Raw genomic sequence first — 19,325 nt, forward strand, 5'->3', positions numbered from 1 at the left:
GTCTCGTCACGTTCCCGCCCCATCGTCTTGATCACCAGGGCGCCGTCGAACGACTCGTGCGCCACCCCGCTCACCTCCGCCCGCAGTTGCTGGGCGCGCGACAGCAGCGGCGAGACCTTCTGCCCGTAGATGACGTTGACGACGCCGAAGAAGGGGAAGATGACGCATCCGACGGCAGCCAGCAGCGGATCGGTCGCGATCAGCACCACCAGGGCCACGACGATCATGACAAGCACGCCCGCCGCGAACGGCAGCGGGAGGATCGGCGCCCACGTCGCCTCCACGTCCGCATTGGCATTGGACAGCAGCAGGCCGGTCGAGTGGCGCTGGTGCCACGACAGCGGCAGGAGCAGATACTGCCGCGTCACCCGGCGACGGTAGAGTGCCTGTAGCCGGAACGTCATCACCCCACCGCCGAGCCGGCGCACGAACATCCCCACCGCCCTGGCAACGCCGACGGCGACCAGCAGCGTCGCTGCCAGCGTGAGGCTGCCCACCGCCACCCGCCCGGTGTCAAAGGAGGGCAGCAGGACCTTGTCCGTGACCTCGCCGAGCACGACCGAGCTCGCCACGGTCATGAGGCCGAACAGCGAACTGCCGGCAACTGCCACGGCGAACGACCGGGGTTCCTCGCGGATGCCCATCCCGATGATGGCCAGACCTCTTCGGATAACATCGGGTGAACCTGCGGAAACCGACTCCGTCGATCCCGCCGGGTCATCGGGCATGGTTCTCCTCTCGTCGCTCACCACGCCGCCGACATCGGCACCGCCCAAACGGATTCGAACCGAAAATACAGCCCGTCGCAACGGGTGTGGCCAGAATCCGACTCCTATCGGACGTCCCGGGACGCACCACTGCATGATCACGAGACCGGGGGCGATGCCTCCGGGCGCGCGATCTGACGATCGTCGCACGCCCTTTGGCCGTCAGCGCTCCCAGGACCTCGGCCTCCGGGCGCGCGATCTGACGATCGTCGCACGCCCTTTGGCCGTCTAGATATCCAATGGACATCCAACAGCTGACGCGCGCTCAGCGAACAGGTAGGGCGGCGGCCCGCAACGCGTCCTTGACGTGACCGATGCGCAGGTGACCGAAGTGGAAGACGCTCGCGGCAAGCACCGCGTCCGCACCCGCGGCAACAGCCGGGGGGAAGTGGGCGAGCGACCCGGCCCCGCCACTGGCGATCACGGGCACGTCCACAACCGCGCGGACGGCCCCGATCATCTCCAGATCGTAGCCGTCCCGTGTCCCGTCCGCGTCCATCGAGTTGAGCAGGATCTCCCCGGCACCGAGCTCCACCGCCCGTGCCGCCCAGGCAACCGCGTCGATGCCGGTACCGTGACGCCCGCCGTGGGTCGTCACCTCGAACCGCGGGCCGCCCGGTTCGTGGCCGCGTCGGGCATCCACCGACAGCACGATGCACTGGCTGCCGAACCGCAGCGCGCACTCGCGGATCAGCTCGGGGTGGGCGACCGCGGCGGTGTTGACACCGACCTTGTCCGCTCCCGCCCGCAGAAGCCGGTCGACGTCGTCGGGTGTCCGTATCCCGCCTCCGACGGTCAGGGGGATGAACACCTGCTCGGCGGTGCGCCGGACCACGTCGTAGGTGGTCTCCCGGTTCCCGCTGGACGCGGTGATGTCGAGGAAGGTCAGCTCGTCGGCGCCCTCGGCGTCGTACAGCTTCGCCATCTCCACCGGGTCGCCGGCGTCCCGCAGGTCGGTGAAGTTCACACCCTTGACGACCCGGCCCGCGTCGACATCCAGGCAGGGGATCACCCGGACCGCGACGGTCATCGGATGGACCCGCTCATCGGATGGGCGCGGGCCGGCCCGCCGCGACCGCCAACGCCTCGGGCAGGGTGAACGCCCCGGCGTAGAGGGCCTTGCCGACGATGGCGCCCTCGACGCCCGCCACACCCGCGATCGCGGCCAGGTCGGCCAGGGACGACACCCCGCCACTGGCGATCACGGGCCGTGACGTCGCCGCGGTGACGGCGGCCAGCAGGTCCAGGTTGGGCCCGGTGAGGGTGCCGTCACGATGAACATCGGTCACCACGTACCGGGCGCAGCCGTCGGCATCCAGGCGGGCCAGGACGTCGAACAGCTCGCCACCGTCACGGGTCCACCCACGGGCGGACAGGATCGTGCCGCGGACGTCGAGACCGACGGCAATCTTGTCGGCGACCCGGCCGATCGCGGAACGCACCCAGTCGGGGTTCTCCAACGCGGCCGTGCCGATGTTGACCCGGGCCGCGCCGGTCGCCAGTGCCGCGTCCAACGAATCGTCGTCGCGGATACCGCCGGAGAGCTCCACCGCCACGTCGACCGACCGGACCACCTCGGCGATCAGCCCACGGTTCGAGCCACGGCCGAACGCCGCATCAAGGTCGACAAGGTGGATCCACTCGGCGCCGTCGCGCTGCCAGGCAAGGGCCGCCTCGCGCGGGTCGCCGTAGGACGTCTCGGAACCGGCTTCGCCTCGGACCAGCCGGACGGCCCGGCCGTCTGCGACATCCACGGCGGGCAGGAGGATCAGCGTCACATGGCACACCCTACGGGGTGGCCCACCAGCCGCACCCCGGCCACTCACGTCCAACCCAGCGGAGGTTCACACGATTGACTATTTTCTTGACCAGCACGATCGTGCGGCCGATCGTTGTCCAACCACCTTCGCCTCGTGGATACTGACACCCTGCTGCACGATCATGCAGCGAACCGGCAAACGCCACGGTGACGACAGGAAGGCAGACCCGAAGATGCACGATCGTGCAGATCGCGTGACTCGCCTTGCAGACGCCGTGCGGCGCCGACGAGTCGATCTCGGTCTACGGCAGGAGGAGGTCGCGGACCTCGCTGACTGTTCTGAGCGGTTCGTTCACTCTGTGGAAGCGGGAAAAATCACGATACGGCTCGATAAGCTGCTCGATGTTCTCGACGTCCTGGGGCTCACGCTCGAGGTCGCTCGTGGCCATGGGAATATCGGCGTGTCATCGGACCTGCCATTGCTCGCCAAGGCCACGGCGCCCGACCGGCCACAGCCATGAGAACGCCGAGAGCGGAATCGAGACAACTCGACGCATCAACCGATCTCACCGGCATCGACCGGGCCGATGTGTACAAGTCCGACCGGCTCGCCGGACACCTGGTTCGCACAGATCATGGGGTCAGGTTCGGCTACACGACCGAATGGGCCAGCGGTCAGGGTGAGCCCGTCGCCACGACACTTCCCGTTGCCGAGACACCTGTGATGACCCCGGCCAACACGGTGCCGTCGTTCTTCGCCGGGCTCCTGCCGGAGGGACGCCGTCTCGGCGCGCTCCGCAGGACGGTCAAGACGTCGGCCGACGACGAGTTCTCCCTTCTCCTGGCTGTGGGTGGGGACACGATCGGCGATGTACGCGTTGTTCCCGCCGGCGCCGGTCTGACCGATGTTTCCCCGCTGCTGAGGGTCACCGATTTCACCGGCATCCGTTTCAGAGACCTCCTGGCCGACCTGAACATCCGTCCCGACCGGGTCGGAATTCCCGGAGTCCAGGACAAAGCCAGCACCGCCATGATCAGCGTTCCAGTCGCCCATCAGGCCGATCGGTACATTCTCAAACTCAATCCGCCAGAATATCCCCGGCTCGTCGAAAACGAGGCTTTCTTCCTGAAAGCCGCTCGGGATTGCAGGCTGCGCGTCGCCGAGGCCGAACTGGTCCGCGACGTCGACGGTACCGCAGGCCTGCTGGTCAGACGCTTTGACCGCACCGTCGTGGACGACGGCATCGTCCAACTCGCCTGCGAGGACGGCTGTCAGGTTCTCAACCGGCCGCCCGGTGACAAATACCTCGTCGACACCGAGCAACTTGTTCGTGCACTGAGTGGCGTCTGCGGCGCACCGCGTATCGCGGCCCGCATATTCCTGACTCAGCTCGTTTTCGCCTTTCTGACCGGCAACGGCGATGCCCATGCCAAGAATTTCTCTGTCCTGCGCGGGGTAACCGGGGAATGGCAGGCCTCCCCCGCGTACGATCTGCCGAGCTCGTACCTGTACGGTGACAGCACCATGGCGCTGCCGATAGCGGGCCGCCGGGACGCCGACATCTGTGGATCGGACTTCATCGCTCTCGGCGAGAAGGTTGGCGTCCCCGCCCGCGCATCCCGCAAACTCCTGGCAGACCTGTCCGCCCGCGCCGATCTGTGGCTACCCGGCCTGGTGGAACTGCCCTTCGACCTCAAGCTACTCCGAAAGCTGCGACGTACCGTCGCCTACCGGCGGGCGAGTTTGCAACGATAGTCCGGGACTTTCACGTTCCGGCGACACCGCCGGAGTTGACACCGCCGGAGTCCGACGCCGAGTAGGCGCGCCCCTTCCACGCGGCGCCGTGGCCACGGCGGTGTGCCCGCGCCGAGTCCAGTGTCATGAGCACGTAGAGGACCGCCACCGCGGGGAGAGTCAGGACGACGGGCAGCGGCTGGCGGTAGTAACGGACCATCGGGAGGTAGGTGATGGTCATCACCACCCAGGCGCTGATCCCGGCCGCAGCGGCAACGGCCGCGGCGCCGCCACCGGCACCGGCGGCGAGACCCGCCAGGCCGGCCACCGCGGCGAGCGGCGGGATGAGGTAAGCGAAGATCAGTCCGACAACGGTGCCGGCGAGCAGCGCCGGGGAATGCCGGAGCTGGGTGTACGCGCTGCGGGCGACCATCTTCCACAGGTCTGCCAGCTGCGGGTAGGGCCGGACGCTGCGCACGCCGTGCGGCCCGCGGTCGGCGAGGCCCAACCAGGTCCGGCCACCGGTCCGCTTGACCGCGCTGGCCAGGGAACAGTCGTCGATGACCGCGCCGGAGATGGCGGCCAGCCCCCCGGCACGTTCCAGCGCGGCCCGGCGCAGGAGTACACAGCCCCCGGCCGCGGCCGACGTCCTCGCGTCGGGCCGGTTGGCCCGGCGGAACGGATAGAGCTGGGCGAAGAAGTAGACGAAGGCCGGGATGATGATCCTCTCCCAGCGGTTCTGAGTGCGTAGCACGGCCATCAGCGACGTGAGGTCGAGACCGCGGCTGGTTGCGTGGCTCACCAGCCGGGTGACCGAATCCGGGCCGTGGGCGATGTCAGCGTCGGTGAACAGCAGCCAGTCCACATCCGGTGGCACGGTGCGCATGCCCTGTTCCAGCGCCCACACCTTGCCGACCCAGCCGGCCGGCCGTGGCTGGCTGGTGATGACCGTCAACGGCACCTGTGCATCGGGATGCCGGCCCAGCGCACGGGCAACGTCACCGGTTCCGTCGTCGCTGGCGTCGTCGACCAGCACGACCCGCAGCGAACCGGGGTAATGCTGGCCGAGCAGCGACGGCAGACTGTGCGGCAACATCTCAGCCTCGTCCCGAGCGGGGACGATCACGGTGACCGCGGGCCAGCCGCCGGGCGGCTCGGCTCCGCCCCGCGCCAAGGCATCATCGGGATCAAGCCGGGTGTCGGTGCACCAGAACATTCCGTGGCCGCCCAGTAGCACCAACCACACCAACAGGGAACAAAACGCACAAGCCGCCAGTGTTATCACGTCCGTTAGCCTCGCAGATCGCGCCGGCTCCAACTGTCAGCAGCGCCGGACTGAGACAACAACAGCCTTCCGTTCACCCGGATGAATCAGAAATTTCCACCTGATGTAACAGATTTGAGAATCGTCCCCGCCGGGCGGCTACGACTGGTTCCAGACGGATTACGATCGACTTGGATGTAGGAGTATTACTGACCACCGCGGTACTGTCCAGCGGCACAAGGACGTTGGTCTCCGGGAAATAGGCGGCGGCACAGCCGGCCGCGGTCGGATACGCCACCACCCGAAAGTCCGCCGCGCGCCGGAGGACGCCGTCCCCCCACACGCTGACCAGATCGACCTGATCGCCATCGGCAATGGTCAGGGCGGCGAGATCGTCGGGGTTGACGAACACGACCCGGCGGCCCTGACGGACGCCGCGGTAACGGTCGTCCAGCCCGTAGATCGTGGTGTTGAACTGGTCGTGCGAACGGACCGTCTGCAACAGCAGATGCCCGGGTGGAACCCACAGCACGTCCAGGGTGTTGACGGTGAGCCGGGCCCGCCCGGTCTCGGTCGGGAAGGTGCGGGAGTCCCGCGGCGGGTGCGCGAGGACGAACCCACCGGGCCGCGCGACCTTCACCTCGAATTCCTCACAGCCGGGGACGACCCGGCCGATATGTCCGCGGACGCGACCGTAGTCGGCGGTGAGCCCCTCCCAGTCGACGGCGACACGGTCGCCCAGCGTCGCCCGGGCCAATCCGCAGACGATCGCCACCTCCGAACGCAGCGCGACCGAGGCGGGCGCGAGATTCCCTCGGGAGGCGTGCACCGCGCTCATCGAGTCCTCGACCGTGACGAACTGCGGCCCGCCGGCCTGCACGTCGATCTCGGTACGGCCGAGCGTGGGCAGGATCAACGCCCGCCGGCCGGTGACGGTATGCGATCGGTTCAGTTTGGTCGACACCTGGACGCTCAGTCGCAGCCGCCGGATCGCGGCCTCGGTGACCTCGGAATCAGGGGTGGCCGCGACGAAGTTCCCGCCGAGTGCGGTGAACACCTTCACCCTGCCGTCGCGCATCGCCCGCACCGTGTCGACCACGTCGAGCCCGTGTTCACGCGGCGGATCGAAACCGAACTCGGCCGCCAGCCGGTCGAGAAAGAGCGCCGGCGGCTTCTCCCAGATGCCCATGGTCCGGTCGCCCTGGACGTTGCTGTGCCCGCGCACCGGACACACCCCGGCACCGGGACGACCGATGTTGCCGCGCAGCAGCAGGAAGTTGACGACCTCTCGGATCGTGGGCACCGAGTCACGGTGCTGGGTGAGCCCCATCGCCCAACAGACGATGATCCGTTGTGCGGCCAGCACCCGCTGCACGACCTGGTCGATCTCCGTGTCGGCCAGGCCCGTGGCGGCCCGAACATCATCGGCGGACAGCGTCCGCAGCTGCGCGGCCAGCTCGGCGAAGCCGTCGGTATGGGTGTCGATGAACGCCCGGTCGAGTACCTGCCCCGGCCGCGCGTCCTCGGCGGCCAGCAGGCGTGCGTTGATCGCCTGGAACAGGGCCAGGTCACCGCCGAGGCGGATCTTCAGGAACTGGTCGGCCAGCACCGTGCCAGACCCGATGACGCCACTGGGATGCTGCGGGTTACGGAACCGCAGCAGACCCGCCTCGGGCAGCGGGTTGATCGCGATGATGCTCGTTCCCGCGCGCTTGGCCGCCTCCAGCGCGGTGAGCATCCGCGGATGGTTCGTGCCCGGATTCTGCCCCACAATGAAGATCAGGTCAGCTTTGGCGAGATCGTCGAGGCTTACGCTGCCCTTGCCCACGCCGATCGTTTCGGTCAGCGCGGACCCGGACGACTCGTGGCACATGTTCGAGCAGTCCGGCAGGTTGTTCGTGCCGAAGGCCCGCACGAACAACTGATAGACGAAGGCTGCCTCATTGCTGGCCCGCCCGGACGTGTAGAAGGCCGCCTCGTCCGGGCTGTCGAGCGCCTGCAGTTCCTCGGCGACAATCGCGAACGCATCATCCCAACCCACCGGGACGTAGTGCTCCGCCCCGGCCGCCTTGTACATCGGCTCGGTGAGGCGGCCCTGCTGACCCAGCCAGTAACCGCTGCGGGCGGCAAGTTCACCAATGGGATACTCGGCGAAGAACGCGGGGGTGATCCGACGAAGGGTCGCCTCCTCGGCGACGGCCTTGGCGCCGTTCTCGCAGAACTCGGCCCTTCTGCGCTCGGCCGGGTCGCCTTCGGGCCAGGCACACCCGGGACAGTCGAAACCGTCGACCTGGTTCAGCGCGAGCAGCGAGCGGACTCCGCGGCGGACACCCAGCTGGTCACGGACATGCGCCATCGCGTGCAGCACACCGGGAATACCGGCCGCGGACGATGCGGGGGAACCGACCCTGATCCCGCGCTCGCCGCTGTCCTCCCGTGGAGCATGACGTGGCATCGTTGGAATCCTCTCATCATGAACCGCTGTTCACCAGTGCGTCGGCAATGCGGTGCGCACCGGTGTAGACGTTCATCGAGCCGCCACGGACGAACCCGACCAGCGTCATCCCGGCATCCTGGGCCAGGTCCGCCGCGAGCGATGACGGCGCGGACACCGCGACCAGCGCGGGAATCCCGGCCAACAGCGCCTTCTGGGTCAGCTCGAACGACGCGCGGCCGCTGACCACCAGGACCCGTTCGCGCAAGGGCAGCTGCCCTTCACGCGCCGCCCAGCCGACGACCTTGTCGACCGCGTTGTGGCGGCCGACGTCCTCCCGGACCACCAGCAGGTTCCCGTCGGCGTCCGCGATCGCGGCGGCGTGCAAGCCACCGGTGGTGGCAAAGACCTTCTGCGCCAGGCGAAGCCGGTCGGGAAGCGCGAGCACCACATCCGGGCGCAGCACCAGCGGGTCGGCGTCCACCTCGTACCGGCTGCGCAGCCGGACCCCGTCGATGCTGGTCTTCCCGCACAGTCCGCAGGAACTGCTGGTGTAGAAGGCGCGCTCGATGCTGACATCCGGCCTGGGAACGCTCGGGGCGAGGGTGATGTCGACAACGTTGTAGGTCTGGACTTCGTTGTAGGTCTGGACATCCTGCCCCTGACGGTCGGCAGCGCTGCCGACGACGCCGACGGCACTGGCGGCACTGGCGGCACTGGCGCAGTAACGAATAGCCGTGACGTCCGACCCGCTACCGATGATCCCCTCGCCGACCAGGAAACCCAGAACAAGATCGATATCATGCCCGGGCGTACGCATGGTCACGGTCAGCGCCTTACCACCGACCCGCAGCTCCAGCGGTTCCTCACCGGCCAGGCTGTCGGGCCGCACCGCGCGCTCGCCGTCGACGGAAATCCGCAGAACCCGTCGGCGTGCTGTCACCCGTCCCACCCGCCCACACTGCCCTACTCCTGCGGCGTTTTCCAGTGACCGTCACCCGGTGACGGTAGGTAGCTTCCGTCGTGATAGCGACCGTTTCCACCTACCGTCATCGGGTGGCGGTCGAACCCGGTAGGCGATTTTCGTCGTGATAGCAGCCTTCTCTACCTACTCCTCCGGCCACGAAGGTTCGGACACCGCACGACCCGGATCGCCACCTTCGACTCGAGGTACCGTGAAGATAGTTGAAGGCTCAACAGAACCGAGCCGGCGCCACGTGGCCGGCACCGAAGGCCGCAGGGAGAAGTCATGGGCATCCACCGCCTCAACCACGTCGTCCTCTATGTACGCGACGTCGCACGCACGGCCGCCTTCTACACCGACATCCTCGACTTCCAGACCGTGGTGTCGGTACCGGGCCAGGCCGCGTTCCTGCGCGCGCCGGACTCCACCAACGACCACGACATCGGCATGTTCCAGATCGGCGCAGCCGCCGGCGCCTCACAGGCGGGGCGTTCGACCGTCGGCATGTACCACATCGCGTGGGAGGTCGGCACCCTCACCGAGCTTGAGACGACCGCGCGCCGGCTCACCGAGGCCGGGGCGCTGGTCGGCGCGTCCGACCACGGCACGACCAAGAGCCTGTACGCACACGACCCGGACGGTCTGGAGTTCGAGGTCGTCTGGCTGATCCCCGCGCACCTGCTCGACGACGCCGCGCTCGCGGCCAAAACCAGCATCCGGCCGCTTGACATCGCCAAGGAGAAGGCACGCTACGGTGCGGACACCCGCGGCGGCCTGGGTGTCTCCATCCCCATCGGGGTCACTGTCTGACCCCGGTCCGACAGCTGCGGGTCCGACAGCTGCGGGCCGGATGCCGACGAGGCATGCAGCTGTCGGGGAACCGACGACCCGTCAGCCCGTGACTGCGCCGGAGCGGATGCCAGCAAGTGGCCGCTCACCCATTCGACGGTCTCCCGGATGAACACCGTGCGGTTGGCAAGGTTCATGATTTCGTGGCCCTCACCCTCGAAGAGCAGGTACCGGCAGTCGACTCCCCGCGCCGTCGCCGCGGCGACGGTCTGCTCGGCCTCGAACACCGGGACGTTGGTGTCGTTTCCACCGTGGACGACCAGCAGGGGCGCGGCCAGGCGATCCATCCGGTGCAGCGGCGACAGGTCCCGCAACAGGGCGGCGTCGTGCACGGGGTCGCCGTACTTGGTCACCGCGGGACCGGCGATCCACGGTTCGGTGTGGGAGAAGAACGTGGCGAAGTCCACCATCCCGCAGATGTCGACCCCCACGCTGAACAGCTCGGGGTAGGTGACCAGCGCAGCGAGGGTCAGGTAACCCCCGTAGGAGCGCCCGGCGACGCCGACCCGCCCCCCGTCGGCAAGACCCGCGTCAACCAGATACCGCACGCACGAGGCGACGTCGGCGATCCCGTCGAAACGGCGGGCGTGGTCGTCGGCGCCCGCGAACGACCGACCGTAGCCCGCCGAACCTCGCACGTTCGGGGCGAACACGGCGATACCGCGGGTGACCAGAGCCTGGAACAGCGGTGCGAAAGTGGGACGTTCCTGTGCTTCGGGCCCACCGTGGAAGAACAGCAGGGTCGGGCACGGGCCGGGCTCTCCGGGCGGCCGGTACAGCCAACCGGAGAGCATCAGCCCGTCATGTGCGCGCAGCCGGTGCAGCACCGGACGGACCAGCCGGATCCGTGGGCGGGGAGGAACGCGCGGCAACGCCTCGGTGCCCGCCCCACTGCCCAGCTTGCCGTCCGTCCCCGGCTTGCCGTCGAGGTCCGCGGTCAGGTCCAGATCTGCGACGGAAGCGAGCGCCGGTGCCGGGAACGCTGTCGGTGCGTCGGAGACCAGGCACCGATAACCGGGCGAGGGTGACACGACGTCGGGCGACACGACGTCGGGCGACACGACGTCGGGCGACACGACGTCGGGCGACACGACGTCGGGCGACACGACGTCGGGCGACACGAAGTCATAGGTCCACAGCTCACCTGGGACGGTCGAGCCGACCAGGGCCAGGAGCAGCCCGCGGCCACCATCGCGGACGAGCAGGCTGCCCGCGACGTCGCGCGGCAGCGGTGGGAGCTCCAGTCGGTCGCCCGAACCGAGGTCGACCAGGTCGAGAACCGTCCGCCCGTCCACGTTCCACGCCAGCACCGCGGCGGGCGCTCCCCCGCCGGTGCCGGGCGCGACGCCAGTCGGCATGAGGCCCGCAAGCCCGCCCGGAATGCCGGCTGGAAGCAGTGCGAACCGTTCCAGATCGGCGTCATCGCGGGCTGCCACCACCTCTGTGGCAAGCAGTCTCCCGTCCTCTCCCAGGGTAACCGCGACCAGCGCGGCACGCTCCCGGCCGGCGTCCGAGAGCAGGTAAAGGATCGTCCCGGCCGCGGCCGCGCCCGGCGGGCCGAAGCGGCCGAGCCCGACCATGCCGACTCCCGCAAGCAGCGGTTGGACGCGTCCGGTGCCGCAGTCGACGAGGATGAGCCGACGGGCCCCCCGCGGACCATCCCGCAGCAGCAGCCGGTACCCGGCCACGGCGTCGCCGTCGATGTCACAGATGGCCAGCGCCTGGCCTACCGCCAGGTGCTCACGCCGCCCGGTTGCGGGGTCGACGAGCAGGGCGTGGGTCAAACCTGACCGGACCGACTCGCAGATCGCCAGCGCGCCACCATCCGGGGTCCAGCGGCCGAGCCCGGCGGCGCTCGCCGCGCCCGCCTCCGAGCCGGTGGACGAGTGGAGGCTGGCGGCGGGATGCCAACCGCCGGCGAGGCGCCGCAGGCCGCTGCCGTCAGGGCGCACGACCCGAACCTCGGTATGCTCGCCGCCTCCGGGCGCCACCACGCATGCCATCCACGCGCCATCAGGTGACCAGGCCACCGAGCGGACCTGACCGGCTCCGGTGTCCAGGACCCGCCCGGCGCCGGCGGAGTCACGCACCCACAGCCGCGGGCTGCCGTCACGGTCACTGACATAAGCGACCGCGCCTGCCGGTCCCAGACTCGGGGACGAACAGCTCGCCGCCGCCACCCAGTCATCCACCAGGTCACCGGGGCCAAGACCAGGACCAGGACCAGGACTGACCATGCCGACATGCCGTGGCTCAGCCGGGAACTGCTCAAGCATCATGCCACCCCCTGGGTCGCCAGCCACATCTCCAGCAGAGCCGCCTGCCACAATGCGTTCGCGCCGAGAGTGGTCCGGTTGTCGTTCGGCGCGGCCAACATCGCCTCGACCCATTCGGTTCGGAACAGGCCGCGGGCCTTGGCGACTGGATCGGTGAGCGACTCGCGCACCCGGTCCAGGTAGGAGCCGGACAGATGCCGGATCGCCGGGACCGGGAAATAGCCCTTGGGCCGGTCGATGACCGCAGCCGGCATGATCGGGCGGCCGATGGCCTTGAGCACTCCCTTGCCGCCCGACGCGAGCTTCAGCTCGGGCGGACAGGCCGCCGCGAGCTCGACGAGCTCGTGATCGAGGAACGGGGTGCGCGCCTCCAGACCGGCAGCCATGGTCATATTGTCAACCCGCTTGACGGGATCTTCCACCAGCATGACCGTGGAGTCGATGCGCAGCGCCGCGTCCAGCGCGCTGGACGCACCGGGCTCGGCGAAGTGCGAGGCGACGAACGCCGCGCTGACGTCGGTGTCAAGGAGATAGTCCGGCTCGACCATGGCTTCGATCGCGCTGTGCGACCGGTCCGCGAACACCCGTAGGTAGTCCTCGACCGCCTCATCGCGTCCGACCCGGGCCAGTGGCGGGTACCAGGAGTAGCCGGCGAACACCTCGTCCGCGCCCTGCCCGGACTGCACGACCTTCAGGTGGCAGGCGACCTCCTGCGACAGCAGGTGGAAGGCGACGCAGTCGTGGCTGACCATCGGCTCGCTCATCGCCTCGACGGTCGCCTCGATCGCGGGCAGCAGCCGGTCACCGGCGACCCGAATCTGGTGATGGTCGGTGCCGAAGTGGTTCGCGATGACGTCGGAGTACGCGAACTCGTCACCGGACTCGCCGCCGGCCGCCTCGAAGCCGACGCTGAAGGTCGCGAGGTCGTGCTGCCCGGCCTCGGCCAGCAGGGCCACGATGAGGCTGGAGTCAAGCCCCCCGGACAGGAGTACGCCGACCCCGACGTCGGCGACCATGCGCCGGCGCACCGCGGTGCGCAGCCGTTCGCCGATCGCGTCCCGCCAGTCCGACGCCGACCAGCCCTCATACGCCGGGTCGCGGGCGAAACCCGGCTGCCAGTAGCGCTCGTCGGTGGTCGAACCGTCCGCTTCGATGATCCGAACCGTGGCCGCCGGCAGTTTGCGCACGGCTGCGAGGATCGTGCGCGGCGCCGGCACGACCGAATGGAATGACAGATAGTGGTGCAGCGCAACCCGATCGATGTCGCCGCTTATCCCGCCGCCGGCGAGCAGCGCGGGCAACGTCGAGGCAAAGCGGACGCGCGTCGCGTCCGCCGTGACGTACAGCGGCTTGATGCCCAGACGGTCACGGCCGAGGATGACGCGGCCGGTGTCACGCTCATGGATGGCGAAGGCGAACATTCCGGCGAAGTGGTCGACGCACCGGGTGCCCCACCGATGGTATGCCTTACCGATCACCTCAGTGTCCGATGCCGAGAAGAAACGGTAGCCCGCAGTGATGAGCTCGTCACGCAGTTCGCGGTAGTTGTAGATGCAGCCGTTGAAGACCGTCGTGAGGCCGAGCTCGCTGTCGACCATCGGCTGCGCACCGCGCTCCGAGAGATCGATGATCTTCAGGCGACGGTGACCGAACGCGACCGGTCCAGACGCCCACACGCCGCTGCCGTCCGGGCCGCGCGGTCGCATCCGGTCGGCCATCCTGACCACCGCGTCCACATCGGCCGCAGCGCCGTCAAACCGCAGCTCCCCGCTCAGACCGCACATGTTCGCTCCCTGTCGGTCGCTTCATCGGCTTCCTCGACGGCGTGGCTACCACCATCTGTGCCCGGCGTTTCCAGCAGATGACGCCACCGTTGCGAACAGGAAGGCCCTAGCGCGGTAGCCAGGTGTCCTTGGAACCACCGCCGCGGGACGAGTTGACGATCAGGCTGCCGACCGGTGCGACCCGGGTCAGCGCCGCCGGTATGACCACCGCCTCCGCGCCCAGGTAGACGAAGGCGCGCAGGTCGACCGAGCACGGCTGGAAACGACCGTCGTGCCAGGTTGGATGGGTCGACAGCCGCACCAGCTCCTGGCCGATCCAGCGGCGCGGCTCAGCCAGGATGCGTCGGCGGGCGGTCGCGAGCTCAGCGGCGTCCGCCCGCGGACCGATCAGTACGCCGTCCCCGCCGTACCCGTCAGCCGGTTTGATCACCAACTCGTCCAGATGATCGAGCACGTACGCGCACTGCTCAGGATCGCCGCAGACGTAGGTCATGACATCGTCGAGTACGGGTTTTTCGCCCAGGTAGTACTTGATCAGAAGTGGTACATAGGCGTAGAGCACCTTGTCGTCGGCGACACCGTTACCAGGCGCGTTCGCCAGGCTGAGCGTTCCCGCTTGAACCGCTCTGATCAGGGCCGGCCCGAGCGGCAGGCCGTCGGCGGCCACGGCGGTGGCCAGCTCGTCCTCGTCAAAACGCCGGTACAGGACGTCGACCCGCCGAGGTCGACCCCGGTCGAGACGGTGGACCACGCTGCCTGCCGGGCCGTCCTCGACGAGGAGGTCGCCCGGTTCGACGAGCGCCACCCCCATCTCCTCTGCCAACAGGGCGTGCTCGAAGTGGGCCGAGTTGTCCGACCCGTCGGTGAGCACTGCGATCGTCGGCTCCCCCGTCGCCCGGGTGGGAGCGGCCGCGACGAGGGCCTCGTGCAGGAGCGCGGGTACACCGTCGAGCCCGGCGATCCCGCCGGGCGGGACCAGATCGGGCAGCACCGAGCAGGTCAGCCGCCGCCCTTCGATGGCATAGGCGACTCCGGAGGGAACCCGCAGGTTGTCCTCAAGAACGAACCAGTTCCCGTCGGCATCGCGCACCAGGTCGATGCCGGTGACGCTGGCCCGCACGGCATCCGCGGGCACCGCGAATCCGGCGGCCCGCATACCGGGCGCGTCACGCACCGTCCAGGCCGGGACCACACCGTCGCCGACGGCCGCCTGCTCGCCATAGGCGTCGTGCAGGAAGGCCTCGAGTGCCCTGACGCGCTGCGCCAGACCCGTCCGCAGCCGCGACCAGTCCGCGGCCTCGACGATACGTGGCACCAGATCGAAGGGAAACGGCCGCGCAGCGTCCTCGCCGGTCACCCGGAACACCACCCCGCGCAGGACCTGCTCGACGCCTCGCGCCTCGGCGCGTTCGGTCAGCACCGCCGGCCCGAGACGGTCCAGGGTCCGCATCACGGTCCGGTACGGGGCACGGACCGTGCCATCGGAGTCGACCACCTCGTCGAAGCCGTCGGGGCAGTACCCGTGAAGCAGGCTCGCCTCGCCCGCGGGGGTGGACCGTGGCGTACCGGCGAGCGTGCTCGCGGGTACCGACCCAGACCCAGACGCCGACGCCGACGGGACAAACGGAGCGTCACGCGTTTCGGCCAGGATGAGGTCCGCGACGTCGGCCAACCGCTCGCGCCGGGCGAAGGCCCGCCGCTGCCGGGCCGCGGCGCCGCCACGTCCGATCGCCTGCTGGGCGAGATCGGTCACCAACTCCCAGTCACCAGCGTGCTCCAGCTCGGCTCGGACCTCGTCCATCAGTCGGCGCAGCAGGTCGTGCGCCGGTACCGGACCCGCACCGGCCACATCGACGAGGTCGCCCTCGATCCCGGAGCGAGCCGCCCGCCAGGTGGCCGCCCGCAGCAGTTCGGTCCGTGGCGGCGGTGCCGGCGCACCGATCCCGATCGCGAGCGTGGCCCGCCGGACGAGCGCGCGGAACAGGCCGGCGATGAGGATGACGTTGTCGACGTCCGGACATGCGTCACAGATGCGCAGTTCGACCGTGGGTAGGTGCGCCGATGGACGGACGTCGAAGTAGACCATGCCCGGATCGCTGATCACCCCGGATTTGATCAGATCCGCGACCAGTTGATCGTATTCGGCCGCGGTGCTGAACGAACCGGCAACGCCGGCGGTCGGCCATCGTTGCCAGACCAAGGTCCGGACGCTCTCGTAGCCGCTGTCCACACCCTTCCAGTAGGGGGAACTCGCCGACAGCGCCAGCAACATCGGCAGCCACGGCGCGACCCACGCGACCACCGCCATCGCGAGGTCGCGGTCCGCGACGTCCACGTGCACCTGGGCACCGCAGATCAACTGCTCCCGGGCCAGCAGCTGATACTCGGCGAGCATCTGTTCATACCGCGGGTCGCGGCTGATCCCCAGCACGTCCGGATCGACCAGCGGAACAGTTCCCGCGGCCGCGGGACCGAGGCCGAGCGGTTGCGCGACTGCCGCGAGTTCACGCCGCAGGTCCACCAGGTCGGCACGCAAGTCGAGAAGATCGGTACAGGGACGGCTGTTGGTTTCCACCACGGACTTCAACAGCTCTGCGGCGAAGCGGTCGGCTGGAAGGCGGTCAAGGATCGCGCCGGCCCGCGGTACGAGTTGGCGGGACGCGAGATCGAGGATGTGAAACTCCTCCTCGACGCCGACAGTCGCGATTCGGTCGTCGCTCATGGATGACGACGCTACGGCCATTCGGCTACAGAAGCACGTCTCGCCCTGTCCGATCGTTGATACCGGGCAGACTTTCGGATGTGTCCACACAGGTTGGCTGCCTGTAACGGTTTCCCCGCACAACCAGGACCCCCGATACGACCGCTGAACCCGCGCCGGCACGCACGAATGTCAACGGGAACGTCGCGAACCGGCGGAAGACCGGGGAGCCAGGGCCGGTCCGAAACGGTGCGAGGAGAGGTGTCCGCATGGTCGCCATCAGTATACAACTATGACAATCAACGGCAAAATTTCGCCGTTTCGCGGCCATCTAACCACCCCTCGTACACACCGCCCCCTTGTGATGTCACAATGCAACCTCGCCGGCACTTCTGGTGACATCGCCAGCGCCGGCAACATGATCTTCCGAATGAAGGGTGCTGACGTGCGACCACGGGAGCTTGCCCCGTCCGCCTGCAGCTGGATGTCTCTGGGGGGCCGACCGTCATGGCGTTACTGAACGCAACCGAGATCGCGACGACCGGACCGGTCGGCATCTCCGCGCCGGCAAAGCCGGCAGAGGCCGCCGGCACGGGCGGAGCGGTGATCGGCGAGGGCCGCATCGGCAGGCAGGTACGCGTCCCCAAGACCGCCGAGCTGGTCGCGGCGCACCTGCGGCGCCAGGTAGTGCGGGGTGAACTGGTCGAAGGCGATGCTCTTCCCCCGGAAGCCGTGTTGATGGAACAGTTCGGTGTCTCGCGCCCTACGCTGCGCGAGGCGTTCCGGGTCCTGGAGTCCGAAGCGCTGATCAGCGTGCGCCGGGGCGCCCATGGCGGGGCCCGCGTCCATACACCCAACGGTGACGTGGCCGCCCGCTACGCGGCGCTGGTCCTGGAACACCGCGGCACGACCCTCGCTGACATCCACCAGGCCAGGGCCCTCATCGAGCCGCCCTGTGTCCGCCAGATCGCCGAGCGCCACACAGATGACGATCTCACCGAGCTCCGGGCGGCCCTCACTGCGGTCGAGGCCGCCGACGACAACCACAGCCAGCTACAGGCCGCGGACACCGACTTCCGCGGCCTACTGATCGAGCTCGCCGGCAACCAGACCCTGCTCGTGCTTGCCGGCATGCTCCGCCATATCGTCAGCCTCGCGCAGGGCAGCGGATCGGTCCCCGACAACACGCCGGCCGCGCCGGCCCCGCCTGGTGCGCCTGGAGGAGCAGGTCCGGCCGGTGTGGCCAACCACCGCCCACACCGGGAGTTGGTGGCCCTGATCGAAGCCGGCCAAGCAGCCGCCGCCGAGGACCTGTGGCGGCGTCACCTCCTGGCGACAAACCCCTTCGCCGGACACGACCAGGCCACAGTCCTCGACCTGTTGGGGGGAGTTCCCACGTCAGGTAGGTAACGTCGATCAGGTGACCCGCGCCGAGACTGACTCCCTGGCCGAGGTCCTCACCCTCGACCGCATCGAAACCAACATCTTCCGCGGCTGGTCCTGGCACACCGCGCCGACCAGGGTATTCGGCGGCCATGTGGCGGCACAGGCACTGATCGCCGCTGGTCGGACCGTCGCCGCCGATCGCCCGGTGCACTCGCTGCACGCCTATTTCCTGCTACCGGGTGATCCAACAGCGCCGATCATCTATGAGGTCGACCCGATTCGTGACGGGCGGTCCTTCACGACCCGGCGTGTGGTCGCCATCCAGCACGGCAAGGCCATCTTCAACATGTCCGCGTCGTTCCATCATACGGTGGATGGCTTCGAGCACCAGTCGGCGATGCCCCCGACACCGCTGCCCGATGACACCGCCACGCCACCCGATGAGATCTTCGCCGACAATGGGGGTGTCGAGCCGTTCTTCCTGCGCTATCTGGATGTCCTGCCGATCGCGACGAGCGCCCAGGACGGCTCCATAGAGCCGCCCGTCATCTCCTACCTCGGGGATCCCCGTGCTCCCCACCAGCGGCGGTGGTTCCGTGCCCGGGGGGTGCTACCCGACGACCCGCTCTACCACGCCTGTGCGGTCGCATACGCCTCGGACCTCCACCTGATCACGACAACCGTGCTCCCGCATCGGACGCCGGCGGGGCCGAGAATTTCATTGGCGAGCCTGGACCACGCGATGTGGTTCCATCGACCGTTCCGCGCGGATGAATGGCTCCTCTACATCCAGGACAGTCCGTCGGCGTCCGGGGAACGTGGCTTCGCTCGCGGTGAGATCTACACAACCGATGGCCGGCTCGTCGTCTCCGTTGCACAGGAGGGCCTGATGCGGCTGGCTCGCTGAGGCCGGCGCTGCCCGACTGCTCCAACTTTCCGTTTTTTACCTTTTTCAACGGCTCCGACAACAGGACGCGCGCGGCTCGCGACGTCCCGCGGTCGGAGCCGTTCGGCGTCTGCGACATGCTCCCACGCCGCCACCGACCGACGTCAACCGTGTCGACGACCCGTCGAACTTTCCGGGCGAGGCGTCATCAGGGCGTCAAAGCCGCTGGTCCCCGATTCCCGCCGGGTCGATACTCGGTTCCCTTGAGGTCTCCGGGACCCCTGCCACGCTGGAAGGATCTGCCGTGCGTGACCTGATGTTCGTCGTCCTCACCGTCGCGATATTCGCCGTGCTGGGGCTGGTCGTACGAGGGGTGGAGAAACTGTGACCGCTGAGAACCTGACCGGTTTGATCCTGGCGGTCGCGCTCACGATCTTCCTTGTCATCGCCCTTTTGTTTCCAGAGAAGTTCTAACCTGACCAACGGCGACGCACCGCGGGTCCATCATGGATCTCCCCGG

At 68.6% G+C, this 19,325-nt stretch carries 15 protein-coding genes; 6 read left to right on the forward strand and 9 right to left on the reverse strand.

What is annotated here, in order from left to right:
• The 3 genes from U9979_RS16200 to priA form a co-directional block, all read right to left on the reverse strand.
• A partial coding sequence (locus U9979_RS16200; protein ID WP_322780044.1) for an ABC transporter transmembrane domain-containing protein occupies positions 1–728 on the reverse strand: 728 nt, incomplete at its 3' end.
• Between the two features lie 304 nt (positions 729–1,032).
• Positions 1,033–1,797: an imidazole glycerol phosphate synthase subunit HisF gene (gene hisF / locus U9979_RS16205; protein WP_322747359.1), complete on the reverse strand. Its 765-nt coding sequence runs from the start codon at positions 1,795–1,797 to the stop codon at positions 1,033–1,035.
• Between the two features lie 13 nt (positions 1,798–1,810).
• The gene (gene priA / locus U9979_RS16210) at positions 1,811–2,545 is read right to left on the reverse strand and encodes a bifunctional 1-(5-phosphoribosyl)-5-((5-phosphoribosylamino)methylideneamino)imidazole-4-carboxamide isomerase/phosphoribosylanthranilate isomerase PriA (RefSeq protein WP_322747360.1); all 735 of its coding nucleotides are present in this window, start codon (positions 2,543–2,545) and stop codon (positions 1,811–1,813) included.
• A 235-nt stretch (positions 2,546–2,780) separates the two neighbouring features.
• On the opposite strand from priA, the gene U9979_RS16215 reads away from it, so the two are divergent.
• Complete coding sequence (locus U9979_RS16215) at positions 2,781–3,047, forward strand: type II toxin-antitoxin system Y4mF family antitoxin (RefSeq protein ID WP_322780045.1); 267 nt, start codon at positions 2,781–2,783, stop codon at positions 3,045–3,047.
• Positions 3,044–4,282 (forward strand): type II toxin-antitoxin system HipA family toxin, encoded by a 1,239-nt coding sequence (locus U9979_RS16220; RefSeq protein ID WP_322780046.1) that lies wholly within the window; start codon positions 3,044–3,046, stop codon positions 4,280–4,282. Before U9979_RS16215 ends, U9979_RS16220 begins: the two co-directional genes overlap by 4 nt.
• A gap of 10 nt (positions 4,283–4,292) precedes the next feature.
• Here the strand turns inward: U9979_RS16220 and U9979_RS16225 are convergent, their stop codons facing one another.
• The 3 genes from U9979_RS16225 to fdhD form a co-directional block, all read right to left on the reverse strand.
• Complete coding sequence (locus tag U9979_RS16225) at positions 4,293–5,546, reverse strand: glycosyltransferase (RefSeq protein ID WP_322747363.1); 1,254 nt, start codon at positions 5,544–5,546, stop codon at positions 4,293–4,295.
• 73 nt (positions 5,547–5,619) lie between these two features.
• A complete protein-coding gene (locus U9979_RS16230; RefSeq protein ID WP_322780047.1) occupies positions 5,620–7,980 on the reverse strand; it encodes an FdhF/YdeP family oxidoreductase in 2,361 nt (786 codons plus the stop codon).
• A 16-nt stretch (positions 7,981–7,996) separates the two neighbouring features.
• On the reverse strand, positions 7,997–8,911 hold the full coding sequence (fdhD, locus tag U9979_RS16235; RefSeq protein ID WP_322780048.1) for a formate dehydrogenase accessory sulfurtransferase FdhD: 915 nt from the start codon (positions 8,909–8,911) through the stop codon (positions 7,997–7,999).
• 297 nt (positions 8,912–9,208) lie between these two features.
• On the opposite strand from fdhD, the gene U9979_RS16240 reads away from it, so the two are divergent.
• Positions 9,209–9,733 (forward strand): VOC family protein, encoded by a 525-nt coding sequence (locus U9979_RS16240; RefSeq protein ID WP_322747366.1) that lies wholly within the window; start codon positions 9,209–9,211, stop codon positions 9,731–9,733.
• On the opposite strand, the gene U9979_RS16245 is transcribed toward U9979_RS16240, so the two are convergent.
• The 3 genes from U9979_RS16245 to U9979_RS16255 form a co-directional block, all read right to left on the reverse strand.
• Positions 9,673–12,051: a S9 family peptidase gene (locus tag U9979_RS16245; protein ID WP_322780049.1), complete on the reverse strand. Its 2,379-nt coding sequence runs from the start codon at positions 12,049–12,051 to the stop codon at positions 9,673–9,675. The genes U9979_RS16240 and U9979_RS16245 overlap by 61 nt on opposite strands.
• Positions 12,048–13,832: an N-acetylglutaminylglutamine amidotransferase gene (locus tag U9979_RS16250; RefSeq protein ID WP_322780050.1), complete on the reverse strand. Its 1,785-nt coding sequence runs from the start codon at positions 13,830–13,832 to the stop codon at positions 12,048–12,050. Before U9979_RS16250 ends, U9979_RS16245 begins: the two co-directional genes overlap by 4 nt.
• 106 nt (positions 13,833–13,938) lie before the next feature.
• A complete protein-coding gene (locus tag U9979_RS16255) occupies positions 13,939–16,554 on the reverse strand; it encodes a carboxylate--amine ligase/circularly permuted type 2 ATP-grasp protein (RefSeq protein WP_322780051.1) in 2,616 nt (871 codons plus the stop codon).
• Between the two features lie 486 nt (positions 16,555–17,040).
• Here U9979_RS16255 and U9979_RS16260 point away from each other — a divergent pair, with 486 nt between their 5' ends.
• From U9979_RS16260 to kdpF, 3 genes are all read left to right on the forward strand, one after another.
• Positions 17,041–17,943, forward strand: a complete 903-nt coding sequence (locus tag U9979_RS16260; protein ID WP_322780052.1) for a FadR/GntR family transcriptional regulator — start codon at positions 17,041–17,043, stop codon at positions 17,941–17,943.
• A gap of 10 nt (positions 17,944–17,953) precedes the next feature.
• Complete coding sequence (locus U9979_RS16265) at positions 17,954–18,826, forward strand: acyl-CoA thioesterase II (RefSeq protein WP_322747371.1); 873 nt, start codon at positions 17,954–17,956, stop codon at positions 18,824–18,826.
• 363 nt (positions 18,827–19,189) lie between these two features.
• A complete protein-coding gene (gene kdpF, locus U9979_RS25275; protein ID WP_322747372.1) occupies positions 19,190–19,279 on the forward strand; it encodes a K(+)-transporting ATPase subunit F in 90 nt (29 codons plus the stop codon).
• Positions 19,280–19,325: the final 46 nt, after the last annotated feature.

This window comes from Protofrankia sp. Cas4, assembly GCF_963555915.1.
Taxonomy (GTDB): Bacteria; Actinomycetota; Actinomycetes; order Frankiales; family Frankiaceae; genus Protofrankia.